This window comes from Burkholderia metallica, assembly GCF_001718555.1.
In the GTDB taxonomy this organism is placed as follows: Bacteria; Pseudomonadota; Gammaproteobacteria; order Burkholderiales; family Burkholderiaceae; genus Burkholderia; species Burkholderia metallica.
The window spans coordinates 1,371,955-1,384,907 of record NZ_CP013403.1; the positions used below are offsets into that span (position 1 = coordinate 1,371,955).

Here is a 12,953-nt window from a genome sequence, read left to right on the forward strand (position 1 = left end):
ATCCTTCCAGACGAGACCGACTTAGCCATGTTCGAACACATCGACGCGTACCCGGGCGATCCGATCCTCACGCTCAACGAGAACTTCCAGAAAGATCCGCGCGACCAGAAGGTCAACCTGAGCATCGGCATCTATTTCGACGCCGAAGGCCGGATTCCGGTAATGGGCGCCGTGCGCGAAGCCGAAACCGCGCTGCAGCGCGAGAGCGGCCCGAAGCCGTACCTGCCGATGGTCGGCTTGGCCGCGTATCGCGACGCCGTGCAGTCGCTCGTGTTCGGCGCCGATCACCCGGCCCGCGCGGCCGGCCGCATCGCGACGCTGCAGACGCTCGGCGGCTCCGGCGCGCTGAAGGTGGGCGCCGATTTCCTGAAGCGCTACTTCCCGGATTCGCAGGTGTGGCTCAGCGATCCGAGCTGGGAAAACCACCGCTTCATCTTCGAGCGCGCCGGCTTCACGGTGAACACGTACCCGTACTACGACGAAGCGACCGGCGGCCTGAGGTTCGACGCGATGCTCGCGGCGATCGACGCGCTGCCGGCCCGCAGCATCGTGCTGCTGCACGCGTGCTGCCATAACCCGACCGGCGTCGACCTCGACGAAGGCCAGTGGGAGAAGCTGATCGACGTGATCGAGGCGCGCGGGCTGCTGCCGTTCGTCGACATGGCGTACCAGGGCTTCGGCGCGGGCCTCGACGCGGACGCGTTCGCGGTGCGCGAGCTGGCCCGCCGCGGCGTGCCGACGCTGGTCGCGAACTCGTTCTCGAAGAACTTCTCGCTGTACGGCGAGCGCGTCGGCGGCCTGAGCGTCGTCTGCGAGGATGCCGCCGCGGCCGAGCGCGTGCTCGGCCAGCTGGCCGGCGCCGTGCGCTCGAACTACAGCAACCCGCAGACCTACGGCGCGAAGGTCGTCGCGGCCGTGCTCGGCACGCCGGCGCTGCGCAAGCAGTGGGAAGAGGAACTGGCGGCGATGTGCCGCCGCATCGCACGGATGCGCCAGTCGATCCATGACGGCCTGCGCGACCACGTCAGCGGCGAGGCGCTCACGCGCTACGTGAAGCAGCGCGGGATGTTCACGTACACGGGCCTGACCGAATCGCAGGTCGACGCACTGCGCGAAGTGCACGGCGTGTACATCCTGCGCTCGGGCCGGATGTGCGTGGCGGGCCTGAACGACTCGAACGTCGCGATCGTCGCCGATGCGATCGGCAAGGTGCTGAAGAGCGGCGTCTGAGCGCGGCGCGCCCCGGCGCGCGACGTCGCAGGCCGAACCGGCTGTCTCCCGCCACGGAGCAGCCGGTTTTTTGTTGTGCGGCCGCAGGGTGCGCCGCCCGGCTGACGCGGGCGCAGGCGCGGCGGTACGATCACGGGATCGCACTCGACATGCAAGGAGCGACATGGGCATCCGGATCATCCAGCTCGGCACGCCGCGCGCGGCCGGCGAGGGCCTGCGGATCGGCACGGTGCGGCGGCCGCCGCGCGGCGTGCCGAAGGCGGAATTCGCGTCGCGGAACTACTATGATGTATGGCTACCGACGCTGTCGCCGAGCCCGGAACTCGTCGCGCAGGCGCAGGCCGCCGAAACCGATGCCGAATGGAACGCGTTCCGGCGGCGCTTTCGCGCCGAGATGGCGCACGGCGATGCGGCGAAGGTGCTGGACGTGCTGGCGGCACTGTCGGCGACCACCGCGTTCTCGATCGGCTGCTATTGCGACGACGAACGCCATTGCCACCGCAGCGTGCTGCGCGAGCTGCTCGCGGAACGCGGCGCGGCGATCGAGCCCGGCGCCGGCTGAAAACGGGCGCGGGCGGACCGGCGCTGCGCAGCCGCGCCGTCATCGTGCGACGCAGCGAACCGGTTGACGTGGGTCAAGCGTGCGGGTGCGCGCGCCACTATGCTCTTGCCATGGAGCGTCACACGATGACAGGCCGACAGATGCAGATCGTCTTCCCGCCGGAGCCCCCCGAATATTGCGCACGCGACCTGGTCGTGGCGTTTTCGGCACTGGTCGACGGACGTTGCGTGCAGTGCGCGATAACGGCCGAAGCGCTGGAAGACCATTTCGGCGCGCCGTCGCTGCTCGAACGCGACCTGCTGGCGGCGTTCGACGGGCACCGGTCGGCGATCGAGGCGATGGCACGACGGATGCTCGAGGAAATCGGCGGTCGGCCGGTGCTGCTGCACAGCGGCCACTTCCGGCTCGGCGACTGATACCGCAGGAGGGCGCATGACACTGCAGGGCAACATTCACGAACGCGACTGGTCCGTCGAAGTCGAGACGCGCCCGTGCGAATCGGGCGAATTCCGCTGCCGGGTGTCGGTCGAGCACGGCGCAGGCGCTGCGCGTTTTCATCATACGTTCGAGCACAGCCATGCCTACGCGACCGAGCGCGAAGCGATGATCGAAGGGCTGCGGGCCGGGATGACGTGGATCGAGATGAAGGCGTCGCAGACCTTCAACGTATGAACGCCCCCGCGCCGGCGAACGCGCGGGCAAACTATCGGCCGGGCAGCGCTGGAAGCAGGCGCACCCCGCCACGGGAAACGCGTGCCGCCACCTTTCGGTGCGGGCGGCGCATGCAAGGCGGTCGACGAGCGGGCGGCGCCGTCAGGAGAGACGACATGGGCGTGGGCATGCAGATCGCCTGCCTCGGATTCGCGGGTTCCGCCGCGGTCGAAGCCGAAGCCGGCGCGCAACTGGTGCGGCTCGAACGGTTTCGCGCGCTGATCGACGGCTGCCACCTCGCGATCGAATCGCAACTGGCCGGCGACCGCGCATGCCGGTACGCCGTGCGACTCGACCTCGTGATGCACGACGGCGCGCGCCGGCCGCTGCCGCCGTGTGTCTGCGACGACCTGAACGATGCGCTGCACCGTGCGTTCATGCAGGCCGAGCAGGCGTTGATCGCGTGTCAGGCGGCCGGTGCGGCGGCGCTGCGCGACGCGGCGGCCGGCGGCGCGGTGCGATGAAGCACGGCGCGAGCGGCCCCGTGTAGTCCTGCCTTGTCAGACCCGCGCGAGCGCTTGCGTGTCGATGATGCGCACGCGCTTGCCGCGCGTTTCGACCAGCGCTTCGCGATGGAACCGCGAAAACATCCTGCTCACGGTTTCGAGCTTCATCCCGAGATAGCAGCCGATTTCCTCGCGCGTCATCCGCAGGTTGAATTCCGTCGCCGAATAGCCGCGCGCCTCGAAGCGCGACGACAGGTTCAGCAGGAAATGCGCGACGCGCTGCTCGGCCGACATCGTGCCGAGCAGCAGCATCTGGCTCGATTCGCGGACGATTTCGCTGCTCAGCATCTGGTAGAGGAAATGCTGCATCGGCTTGATCTCGCGGCACGCGGCTTCGAGCGCGCCGAACGGAATGATGCACACGACGCTGTCCTCGAGCGCGATCGCGTCGCAGCAGTGCTGGCCGCCGCCGATCCCGTCCATCCCGAGCGTTTCACCGGCGATCTGGAAACCCGTCACGTGCTCGCGGCCGTCGCGATGCATCATCACGGTCTTGAACGAACCCGCGCGCACCGCGTAGATGCTCTGGAACGGATCGTCGGTGCGGAACAGCGCGTCGCCCTGGCGCACCTGCCGGGTCGTGCAGATGATCGCGTCGAGGCGATCGTATTCGGCCGCGGTCAGGTGCGGCGGCAGGCACATCGAGCGCATCGCGCACACCGAACAGCGTGCGGCGGGGTGTTTGGTGGCGTCGGTGCGCGCGACCGCGCGAAGCGGGATCGTCGGACGGGGCGCGATGGATACGTCGGCGGCGCAGGCGGTGGCTGTGGACATGAGTCGCTCCGGCTCGTCAGGGGCGGTGCGCGCGAGCGTGCACCAGGGATTCGATGACGCGGCATGCGGCGTCGAACTCGGCGGTCTTGTCGAAGAAGTAGTCGGCGCCGGCCGACGCGCATGCCGCTCTGAACGCCGGCGCCGAATGATTCGTCAGCACGATCGTGACGATGCGCGGCGCGGCCTTCGACAGCGTCCCGATCAGGTCGAGGCCGCTGCCGTCCGCCAGCCGCAGGTCGACGATTACCACGTCTGCCTGGCTGCTGCGGATGTGCGTCCACGCGTCCTGGCCGTCCTCCGCCTCGCCCACGACGGCGACGCCGCGGATCGCGCCGACGAGCAGCGCGATCCGTTGTCGGACGGCGACGGCGTGATCGACGAGAAATACGCGGAGCGCGGCGGGGAACTGGCTGGCATTCATGCCGGCAGTATCGTGTTGCGCCGCCGAAAATGAAATCGGCCGAATTGGAAGTTGATGTAGGCCGCCGCGCCGCGTTGTAGGGCGATTCCTACAGCGCGTGCGGAAACCGCCGAAGCGGCCGTGGGAAGGCGTTGCCGCGAATGCGGCCGGAGGGGAACGTTGCCGGGTCAGCCGGCCCCGCGCGCGGCCAGCGCATCGCGCGCGGTGCGGCATGCGGCCAGATCCCACGCGGCACAGCCGACGCTCTTGAACAGCAGCGGCCCGTTGCGCTCGAACGCGCCGCCGAGCACGTCGGCGAGCGACGCGACCTGCCGCCAGTCGACCTGCGCGACGATCAGGTCGCCGGCTTCATGGCGCGCGCCGGCCGGATCGTCGACCACCAGCCGGCTGCCGCGCACCGTGCTCGCGTCGATCTCGGCGGCGTCCGCGGTAAACGCGCCGACGCCGACCACGAGCCGGCCTTCGCGCGCGGCTTCGCGATAGACGGGCGTGCGGCTCGTCGTCAGCGTGACGACGACGTCGATCGCATCGGGAATCGTGTCGCCGTCGAGCGGCACGAGACGCGGGGCGTGCGCGCGGTGCGCGGCGCAGAATGCCGTCGCGCTATCGGCGCTCGTGCCGCGCACGTGGAGGCGGGCGTCCGGAAAGATCGCCGCAAGGGCCTCCGCGTGATTGGCCGCCTGCTTGCCGGTGCCGATCAGCAGAATGTCGCGCGGCGCCGCGGCGTGCAGCGCCTGGATGCCGAGCGCGGTGATGGCCGCCGTGCGGCGCCCGGTGACCGTCGGGCCGTCGAGCGCGAAGCGCATCTCGCCGGTGGTCGCGTCGTATGCGCTCACCTGGCCGAGAATCGTCGGCAGGCCGCGCGCGCCGTTGCCCGGGCACACGTTCACGAGCTTGTGGGTCGCGAGGTCGCGCGCGCTCGACGGCATCGACAGCATCACGCCGCCGGCCTGCAGCGGCACGACCAGGCGTTCGGGGCTGACGATCTCGCCCGCCGCATAGTCGGCGACGGCCTGCCTGAGCGTGGCGAGCAGCGCCGGGTAGTCGAGCAGCGCGGCCGTGTCGGCCGCATCGAAAACGGGAGTCGGGGAAAGAGCGGTCATCGTGTACGTCGTATGCGTCGGTGAGCGTTGACGACGGGCGCATGCAGTGCCCGTCACAGGGCTGCCGGATACCGCGACACAGGGCAGTGTGGATCGAATCTATACCACTTGCTGGGCGGGCCGCAACCCAGAAAATAAAGCGGTTCGCCGGTTTTGGTTCTAATATCTGTCCAGAAGGGCCGCCGTAACCGCAATGCCGGCGCGCTCCGGTATAGTGCGAACCCATTCCAGATTCACGCCCGCGACCGGGCAGGAGCCCTACGATGATGTCCGCGCGTCCCGACTCACTCGAAGGCGGTTTCAGGCCGCTGCAGATCTACGAGCAGGTGGCCGAGAAGATCCGCGACGAGATCCGCGCGGGGCGCTATGCCGCCGAGTCGCGGCTGCCGTCCGAGCGCGAGCTCGCGGCGCTGTTTCAGGTCGGCCGGCCGGCCGTGCGCGAGGCGCTCGGCGCGCTGCAGAACGAAGGGCTCGTGTTCACGAAGCGCAATTCGGGCACCTATGTCGTCGCGTCGCCGCTCGACGTGCTCGCGCAGCGCGGCGACGCGCACGCGGCATCCGAACCGGACTTCAGTCCGACCTCGACGCTCGACGTGCGGCTGATCCTGGAGCCCGCGATCGCGCGCCTTGCGGCCGCGCACGGCCGTGCGGACCCCGGTGCGGAACGCTATCTCGCGCAGATGGAAACCATCACCGACGTCGACGATCCGCATCAGCGCGCGCTGTGGAACGAGAGCGACCGGCTGTTTCACCGGCAGCTCGCGCTGATGACCGGCGATGCGCTGATCGTGAAGATCGCGGACGAAGTCGCGAAGACGATGGACCAGCCGCTGTGGAAGCGGCTGAAAGACGACGGCATCTACGACGCGGGCCGGATCCGGCTCTACGTGTCCGAGCACCGGCTGATCTACGAGGCGATCGTGTCGGGCGATGCCGATGCGGCGGCGTTCTATGTCGAGCAGCACATCCGCCGTGTGCGGCGCGACATCGCGCCGAAGTGATCGCACTCACGTCGTTCTGGTCTGAAAATTGACCAAAATAGAAGATTTTATTTTGAAATTGCTTGCGCGGTGACCACGCGTGTCCTACATTGGTTTCACACAAAACCAATCAGGAGACATCATGCGACACCTCGTTATCGCGCTCTCGGTGGCCGTCGCCGCCGGCGCGCTGACTTCCGCGCACGCGCAGGAAGTCGTGATGATCGGCCATTCCGCGCCGCTGACCGGCCCGCAGGCCGCGAACGGCAAGGACAACGAGAACGGTGCACGCCTGGCCGTCGATGAACTCAACCGGGCCGGCGTGAAGGTCGCCGGCAAGGCCGTCACGTTCAAACTGGTTTCCGAGGACGACCAGGCCGACCCGAAGGCCGGCGTGCAGGTCGCGCAGAACCTCGTCGACAAGGGCGTCGTCGCGGTGCTGGGGCCGTACAACTCGGGCGTCGCGATCCCCGCATCGCGCGTGTACTCGACGGCCGGCGTGCCGATCCTGCCGGTCGCATCGAACCCGGCGCTCACCCGGCAGGGCTTCAGGAACATCTTCCGGATTGGCGCGAGCGACGAACAGCTCGGCGGCACGATGGCCACCTTCGCCGCGAAGACGCTGAACGCGAAGACCGCCGCCGTGATCGACGATCGCACCGCTTACGGGCAGGGCGTCGCCGAGCAGTTCATGAACGTCGCGAAGGCGAACGGGATCCGGATCGTCGACCAGGAATACACGAATTCGTCGGCGACCGACTTCCTTGGCATTCTCACCAAGATCAAGGCCGGCAACCCCGACGTGATCTTCTTCGGCGGCTATGCGGCACAGGGCGCGCCGATGGCCAAGCAGATGAAGCAGCGCGGCCTGCGCGCGAAGCTGCTCGGCGGCGACGGCATCTGTTCGGCCGACATGGGCAAGGTCGCGGGCGACGCGGCGTCGATCGTCTACTGCGCGCAGGGCGGCGTCGCGCTCGAGAAGACGGCGGCCGGCCGCGAATTCCTGAAGAAGTACCACGACACGTACCACACCGACACGCAGGTCTACGGCGTGAACTACTACGACGGGATGAAGCTGCTCGCCGACGCGATGGTCAAGGCCGGCACGACCACCGACAAGGCGAAGCTGACCGCGCAGCTCGCGAAGTCGGACTACAAGGGCGTCGCGGGCACCTATTCGTTCGACGCGAACGGCGACCTGAAGGGCGCGCCGACCACCGTCTACGTGATCCGCAACGGCCTGCCGGAACCGTACGCGAAGTAAGCGGCCAACCTGCGCTCGAACGGCGGCGCGGCCGCCGTTCTTCGTTTCAACGCATCCGATCCGTCATGAAAATTTCCCGATCCCTTTCCACCGTCGAAGTCCATACCGGCGGCGAAGCGTTCCGCATCGTCACGAGCGGGCTGCCGCGCATGCCCGGCGACACGATCGTCCAGCGCCGCGCGTGGCTCAATGCGCACGCCGACGAGATTCGCCGCGCGCTGATGTTCGAACCGCGCGGCCACGCCGACATGTACGGCGGCTACCTGACCGAGCCGGTTTCGCCGCATGCCGATTTCGGCGTGATCTTCGTGCACAACGAAGGCTACAGCGACCATTGCGGACACGGCGTGATCGCGCTGTCGACCGCGGCGGTCGAACTCGGCTGGGTGTCGCGCACGGTGCCGGAAACGCGGGTCGGCATCGACGCGCCGTGCGGCTTCATCGAGGCGTTCGTCAAGTGGGACGGCGAGCACGCGGGGCCGGTGCGCTTCGTCAACGTGCCGTCGTTCATCTGGCAACGCGACGTGTCGGTCGAGACGCCGTCGTTCGGCACGGTGACCGGTGACATCGCGTACGGCGGCGCGTTCTATTTCTACGTCGACGGCGCGCCGTTCGACCTGCCGGTGCGCGAAGCGGCCGTCGAGAAGCTGATTCGCTTCGGCGCGGAAGTGAAGGCCGCCGCGAATGCGAAGTACCCGGTCGTGCATCCGGAGATTCCGGAAATCAACCACATCTACGGCACGATCATCGCGAACGCGCCGCGCCACCCGGGCTCGACGCAGGCCAACTGCTGCGTGTTCGCGGATCGCGAGGTCGACCGCTCGCCGACGGGGTCGGGCACCGGCGGGCGCGTCGCGCAGCTCTATCAGCGCGGGTTGCTCGCGGCCGGCGACACGCTCGTCAACGAATCGATCGTCGGCACGGTCTTCAAGGGGCGCGTGCTGCGCGAAACGACGGTCGGCGAGTTCCCGGCCGTAATTCCGGAAGTGGAGGGCAGCGCGCATATCTGCGGGTTCGCGAACTGGATCGTCGACGAACGCGATCCGCTGACCTACGGTTTTCTCGTGCGCTGATTCGGCGCATCGATCGGCTGCGCGTCGCACGGCCGCCCGTTTGTCGTACCAGGCCTGGCGCGTCGCTCCCGTTGCGGGGCGCGCGCCTTTTTTGCGTGTGAACCGCCGCGCAGCCGCGCCGTGTATGCCGCCACCATGCCATTGCAGTCCGGCGGGCCGCGCGAGTTTGGTACGATGCACCCTTTTCAGCCGAGCTCCACCCGCGTGAATCGCCGAAACGTGCCGTCAGTGCGTGACTTCTGTGCCAGATGGGTCGCGCGCGCCCAACCCGTCGCGGCTGCCGCCGTCGCGCGGGTCAAGCCTCTCGCCGCCACCGCGTGGCACCATGTTCGCCATCCGACGCGCCGCGGCGTGCTGCTCGCGGGCGCCGCCGTGCCGGCGCTGTTCGTGGTGTATGTGGTCGTGCTGATCCCGTTCACGCCGGGGATCGGCGACATCCGCAAGGCGCGCGTCGACCAGCCCGCGCAGGTGCTGTCCGCCGACGGCAAGCTGCTCGCCGAATTCAAGCCGTCGAACCGCGAATGGGTGCCGCTCAAGCAGATCTCGCCGCACATGGTCGACGCGCTGATCGCGACCGAGGATCACCGCTTCTACGAACACCACGGCCTCGACTGGAAGCGCACGGCGTCGGCCGCGCTCCATACGTTCTCGGGCAGCCGCCAGGGCGGCTCGACGATCACGCAGCAGCTCGCGCGCAACCTGTATCCGGACGAGATCGGCCGTGCGCCGACGCTCACGCGCAAGGTGAAGGAGGCGATCACCGCGCTGAAGATCGAGGCGGTCTACAGCAAGGACCAGATCCTCGAGACCTACCTGAACACGGTGCCGTTCCTGTACAACGCGTACGGCGTCGAGATGGCTGCACGTACCTATTTCGACAAGTCGGCCGACCAGCTCGACGTACTCGACAGCGCGACGCTCGTCGGGATGCTGAAGGGCAACAGCTACTACAACCCGGTGCTGAACCCCGAACGCGCGCTGCAGCGTCGCAACACGGTGCTCGGCCAGATGGTGAAGTACGGCAAGCTGTCGCCGGCGCAGTTCGCGCAGTTGCAGCGCCGGCCGCTGCGCATCGACTTCGAGCGCCAGAAGGAGCCGCCGGGGCCGGCGCCGCATTTCGCGCAGCAACTGCGCAAATGGCTGATCGCGTGGGCCGACCGCAACGACTACAACATCTATTCCGACGGGCTGATCGTGCGCACGACGATCGACTCGCGGCTGCAGCAGATGGCGACCCAGGCGCTCATCCTGCAGGGCAACCAGTTGCAGGGCATCGCGAACAACGCATGGAGCGGGCGCGACGGCTGCGGCACCGACAACGAGGTGTTCCGTACGTTCATGCGCGAGTCGCCCGAGTACAAGGCCGCGCAGGACGCCGGCAAGGACGACGCGGCCGCGATGAAGCTGCTCGCGGCCGACCGCGGCTTCATGCGCGCGCTGTGCAGGACGAAGACCGACGTGCAGGCCGGCTTCGTCGCGATCGATCCGCGCGACGGGCAGATCCGCGCGTGGGTCGGCAGCCGCGACTTCACGAACGAGCCGTTCGACCACGTCGCGCAGGCGCGGCGCCAGCCGGGCTCGACGTTCAAGCCGTTCGTCTATGGGGTCGCGTTCGCGAACGGGATGAAGCCGGACGACACGTTCATCGACCAGCCGGTCGAGATCCCGCTGAAGGGCGGCGAGATCTGGCGGCCGAACGACGACGTGCCGCCGACCGGCAAGCCGATGACGCTGCGCGACGCCGTCGCGCTGTCGCGCAACCGGATCACCGCGCAGGTGATGGAGAAGGTCGGGCCCGGCGCCGTCGCGCGGCTCGCCCGCGACATGGGCGTGCGCGAAAGCCCGCTCGAACGCGTGCCGTCGCTCGCGCTCGGCACGAGCCCGGTCACGTTGAAGGAGATGGTCGCGTCGTACGCGACGATCGCGAACGGCGGGCTATATGTCGAGCCGCAGATGGTGACGCGCATCGAGAACCGCCAGGGCGACGTGCTCGCCGAATACGCGCCGGCGCCGCCCGAGCGCGCGCTCGACGCCGAAGCCGACAAGACGCTGCTGAGCGTGATGCGCGACGTCGTGACGCGCGGGACGGGCAGCAGCATCCGCACGCGCTTCGGCATCCGCGGCGACGTGGCCGGCAAGACCGGCACGACGCAGGACAACGCGGACGGCTGGTTCATCCTGATGCAGCCAGGCCTCGTCGCCGGCGCGTGGGTCGGTTTCGACGACGGCCGCGTGACGCTGCGCAGCGATTACTGGGGGCAGGGCGCGCACAGTGCGCTGCCGATCGTCGGCGATTTCTTTCAGCGCGCGCAGCGGGCCCGGATCGTCGACACGAAGGCGAAATTCGATACCGAGCCGTCGCCGGGCTGGTTCGCGTCGCTGCGCGAGCGCGTGACGGACCTGTTCGGCACGTGGTTCCCGCCCGAGGCGAAGAAAGCGCCCGCGCCGGCCAGGACGCAGCGGGTGGAGCGTGCGCCCGAGGCCGATACGGGCGCGGCATCGGCGGCATCGGCGGCGTTGGAGGCTTCGGCGCCCGACGCGGCATCGGGCGGTATCGTCGAGGAATGGGTGCCGGCGTCCGAAGTGGCCGCGTCGGCCGCCGCGCTGTCGGCGGGCGCATCGCAGCCGCAACTCGCACCGCCGCCGGCGGGGGCGAGCACGGCGGGCGGAGGCAGCGCGGGCCTCGGCGCCGCACCGGCTGCCGCCCCTTCGGCCGCACCGTCCCAGGCGCCCGTGCCGGCCGCACCCGACGCGCCCGGCGCGTCGCAGTAACGGAGCTGTTCAGATTTCGCGCGAAGCTGCCGTAATCATGTTGTCATGTCAGCTCGCGCGGTCGCTCCGCGCTGCCCCGATGAGGCTATCTACCGACTACGTCTCGCTCACGCGCGACGATCTTGCCGCCGGCGTCCCGCTCGGCTTCGATCTCTACGATGCCGACGGCGCCGCGCTGCTGCCGGCGGGCACGACGCTGCGCGATGCCGCGCAGCATGCGTTCCTGTTCGAGCATTTCCGGCCGTTGCGCCGGCGCGACCCCGCCGAGGCCGCAGCCGGGCCGCGCGTGCCCGACGCGGTGTCCGCTTCGGTGCCCGACGCGACGCGGATGGGGTTGTCGGCCGGGGCGTCGATCGGCATCCGCCGACGCGTCGGCACGACACGCGGGCTGCAGCGCTGCCGGCTGATCGGCATCGCCGCATCGGGCGCGCTGTTCGTCGAGCCGCAGTCGGCGGCCGCGTTCGACTTCGCACGTGGCGACGACATCGAGGCGGTGGCGATCGGCCGTGCCGCGGTGCTGCGTTTCGGCGCGACGGTCGAGTCGGTGCAGGCGGCGGGTGCCGCGCGGTTCCTGGTGCTGTCGCCGCCCGGTTTCGTCGACCGGTTGCGCACGCGCGCGGAGCCGCGCGTGCCCGCGCGGATCGCCGCATGCTGCACGGGCGGCGCCGAAGGCGTGGAAGGGATCGGAATGGTGCACGACATCAGCGTGAGCGGGCTGTCGATTGCTGCCGACCGGCCGCTCGCCGCGGTCGGCGAACCGTTGCGCGTGCTGCTTCCGTACGCGACGGGCGGCCGGGTCGAGCAACTGGCGCTCGACGGCACGGTGCGGGCCGTCCATGCCGACCCCGCAGCGCCCGTGCTGACGCTGCATCACGCGGCGTTCGGCGAGATGGGTGCCGACGACCTGATCCGCCTCAAGGCGCTGCTGTTCGACCGGTTGATGGCATCGTCGTCGGAGATCGACCGGCGGCGCTGATGCGTGGGCGCAGCGCGGGCGCCGCATCGAGGTATTCGGTGCGTGGATGCGATAATCGTCTGATGATTCAGCCGATTCCGTGGCGATTGTATGTTCTTCCGTCAACAGTGAATTCGCGATTTAAGTATTTACCCTGATAGCGTCGGCTTCTAGACTTCTACTCATGCGCAACGACCGCGAGTCCGAAGCGCCTGACAAAACAATCCTGGAGGTAACGCATCATGAAATCGCTGATCAAGGCAGTTGCACTGGCCGCGCTGGTGGCCGCACCGGTCGTCTCGTTCGCCCAATCGAACCAGCAGCCGCTGACGCGCGCGCAAGTGCGTGCCGAACTGGTCCAGCTCGAAAAGGCCGGCTACAACCCGAACGACTGGATTAACTACCCGGAAAACATCCAGGCCGCGCAGGCCAAGATCGCGGCCGCGCAGAACACCGGCGCGCAAGCCGATGCGACGGGCTACGGTTCGAACCCTGCGGCAGCGTCGCAGTCGGGCCAGCGCGTGGTCGTGCCGGCCTCAACCGACCGTTCGTCGGTGTTTTTCGGCCACTAAGCCCGTTGCCGGACGGCGGCCTTCGGGGCC

General features: G+C 68.8%; 14 protein-coding genes. 11 read left to right on the forward strand and 3 right to left on the reverse strand.

Annotated elements, in window-relative coordinates:
- The first annotated feature begins 27 nt into the window (after positions 1–27).
- The 5 genes from WJ16_RS25785 (at position 28) to WJ16_RS25805 (ending at position 2,967) form a co-directional block, all read left to right on the forward strand.
- Positions 28–1,230, forward strand: coding sequence for an amino acid aminotransferase (locus tag WJ16_RS25785; protein ID WP_069259869.1), 1,203 nt, complete (start codon positions 28–30; stop codon positions 1,228–1,230).
- 163 nt (positions 1,231–1,393) lie between these two features.
- Positions 1,394–1,792 carry a DUF488 domain-containing protein gene (locus WJ16_RS25790; protein WP_069259870.1) on the forward strand — a complete coding sequence of 133 codons (399 nt, stop codon included), beginning with the start codon at positions 1,394–1,396 and terminating at the stop codon, positions 1,790–1,792.
- Positions 1,793–1,917: 125 nt separating this feature from the next.
- Positions 1,918–2,208 (forward strand): DUF1488 family protein, encoded by a 291-nt coding sequence (locus WJ16_RS25795; RefSeq protein ID WP_069261134.1) that lies wholly within the window; start codon positions 1,918–1,920, stop codon positions 2,206–2,208.
- 16 nt (positions 2,209–2,224) lie between these two features.
- The gene (locus WJ16_RS25800; protein WP_059552282.1) at positions 2,225–2,464 is read left to right on the forward strand and encodes a hypothetical protein; all 240 of its coding nucleotides are present in this window, start codon (positions 2,225–2,227) and stop codon (positions 2,462–2,464) included.
- A 155-nt stretch (positions 2,465–2,619) separates the two neighbouring features.
- A complete protein-coding gene (locus tag WJ16_RS25805) occupies positions 2,620–2,967 on the forward strand; it encodes a metal ABC transporter ATPase (RefSeq protein WP_069259871.1) in 348 nt (115 codons plus the stop codon).
- 36 nt (positions 2,968–3,003) lie between these two features.
- Here WJ16_RS25805 and WJ16_RS25810 read toward each other — a convergent pair whose 3' ends face one another.
- From WJ16_RS25810 to lhpI, 3 genes are all read right to left on the reverse strand, one after another.
- The gene (locus tag WJ16_RS25810; protein ID WP_069259872.1) at positions 3,004–3,783 is read right to left on the reverse strand and encodes a helix-turn-helix domain-containing protein; all 780 of its coding nucleotides are present in this window, start codon (positions 3,781–3,783) and stop codon (positions 3,004–3,006) included.
- A gap of 16 nt (positions 3,784–3,799) precedes the next feature.
- Complete coding sequence (locus WJ16_RS25815; RefSeq protein WP_069259873.1) at positions 3,800–4,204, reverse strand: response regulator transcription factor; 405 nt, start codon at positions 4,202–4,204, stop codon at positions 3,800–3,802.
- A 167-nt stretch (positions 4,205–4,371) separates the two neighbouring features.
- On the reverse strand, positions 4,372–5,307 hold the full coding sequence (gene lhpI, locus WJ16_RS25820; RefSeq protein WP_069259874.1) for a bifunctional Delta(1)-pyrroline-2-carboxylate/Delta(1)-piperideine-2-carboxylate reductase: 936 nt from the start codon (positions 5,305–5,307) through the stop codon (positions 4,372–4,374).
- Between the two features lie 263 nt (positions 5,308–5,570).
- On the opposite strand from lhpI, the gene WJ16_RS25825 reads away from it, so the two are divergent.
- From WJ16_RS25825 to WJ16_RS25850, 6 genes are all read left to right on the forward strand, one after another.
- The gene (locus WJ16_RS25825) at positions 5,571–6,308 is read left to right on the forward strand and encodes a FadR/GntR family transcriptional regulator (protein ID WP_069259875.1); all 738 of its coding nucleotides are present in this window, start codon (positions 5,571–5,573) and stop codon (positions 6,306–6,308) included.
- A 121-nt stretch (positions 6,309–6,429) separates the two neighbouring features.
- On the forward strand, positions 6,430–7,551 hold the full coding sequence (locus WJ16_RS25830) for a branched-chain amino acid ABC transporter substrate-binding protein (protein WP_069259876.1): 1,122 nt from the start codon (positions 6,430–6,432) through the stop codon (positions 7,549–7,551).
- A 65-nt stretch (positions 7,552–7,616) separates the two neighbouring features.
- Entirely contained in the window at positions 7,617–8,624 is a 1,008-nt protein-coding gene (gene lhpH, locus WJ16_RS25835) for a trans-3-hydroxy-L-proline dehydratase (RefSeq protein ID WP_069259877.1), read from the forward strand.
- A gap of 174 nt (positions 8,625–8,798) precedes the next feature.
- Complete coding sequence (locus tag WJ16_RS25840) at positions 8,799–11,396, forward strand: penicillin-binding protein 1A (protein ID WP_069259878.1); 2,598 nt, start codon at positions 8,799–8,801, stop codon at positions 11,394–11,396.
- 79 nt (positions 11,397–11,475) lie between these two features.
- Positions 11,476–12,372 carry a PilZ domain-containing protein gene (locus WJ16_RS25845; protein ID WP_069259879.1) on the forward strand — a complete coding sequence of 299 codons (897 nt, stop codon included), beginning with the start codon at positions 11,476–11,478 and terminating at the stop codon, positions 12,370–12,372.
- A 221-nt stretch (positions 12,373–12,593) separates the two neighbouring features.
- Positions 12,594–12,923: a DUF4148 domain-containing protein gene (locus WJ16_RS25850; RefSeq protein ID WP_069259880.1), complete on the forward strand. Its 330-nt coding sequence runs from the start codon at positions 12,594–12,596 to the stop codon at positions 12,921–12,923.
- Positions 12,924–12,953 lie beyond the last annotated feature (30 nt).

Bases quoted from the DNA above. Each gene is read 5' to 3' on its own strand.
- WJ16_RS25785 (WP_069259869.1), top strand. From the start codon at position 28: ATGTTCGAACACATCGACGCGTACCCGGGCGATCCGATCCTCACGCTC.
- WJ16_RS25790 (WP_069259870.1), top strand. From the start codon at position 1,394: ATGGGCATCCGGATCATCCAGCTCGGCACGCCGCGCGCGGCCGGCGAG.
- WJ16_RS25795 (WP_069261134.1), top strand. From the start codon at position 1,918: ATGACAGGCCGACAGATGCAGATCGTCTTCCCGCCGGAGCCCCCCGAA.
- WJ16_RS25800 (WP_059552282.1), top strand. From the start codon at position 2,225: ATGACACTGCAGGGCAACATTCACGAACGCGACTGGTCCGTCGAAGTC.
- WJ16_RS25805 (WP_069259871.1), top strand. From the start codon at position 2,620: ATGGGCGTGGGCATGCAGATCGCCTGCCTCGGATTCGCGGGTTCCGCC.
- WJ16_RS25810 (WP_069259872.1), bottom strand. From the start codon at position 3,783: ATGTCCACAGCCACCGCCTGCGCCGCCGACGTATCCATCGCGCCCCGT.
- WJ16_RS25815 (WP_069259873.1), bottom strand. From the start codon at position 4,204: ATGAATGCCAGCCAGTTCCCCGCCGCGCTCCGCGTATTTCTCGTCGAT.
- lhpI (WP_069259874.1), bottom strand. From the start codon at position 5,307: ATGACCGCTCTTTCCCCGACTCCCGTTTTCGATGCGGCCGACACGGCC.
- WJ16_RS25825 (WP_069259875.1), top strand. From the start codon at position 5,571: ATGATGTCCGCGCGTCCCGACTCACTCGAAGGCGGTTTCAGGCCGCTG.
- WJ16_RS25830 (WP_069259876.1), top strand. From the start codon at position 6,430: ATGCGACACCTCGTTATCGCGCTCTCGGTGGCCGTCGCCGCCGGCGCG.
- lhpH (WP_069259877.1), top strand. From the start codon at position 7,617: ATGAAAATTTCCCGATCCCTTTCCACCGTCGAAGTCCATACCGGCGGC.
- WJ16_RS25840 (WP_069259878.1), top strand. From the start codon at position 8,799: ATGCACCCTTTTCAGCCGAGCTCCACCCGCGTGAATCGCCGAAACGTG.
- WJ16_RS25845 (WP_069259879.1), top strand. From the start codon at position 11,476: ATGAGGCTATCTACCGACTACGTCTCGCTCACGCGCGACGATCTTGCC.
- WJ16_RS25850 (WP_069259880.1), top strand. From the start codon at position 12,594: ATGAAATCGCTGATCAAGGCAGTTGCACTGGCCGCGCTGGTGGCCGCA.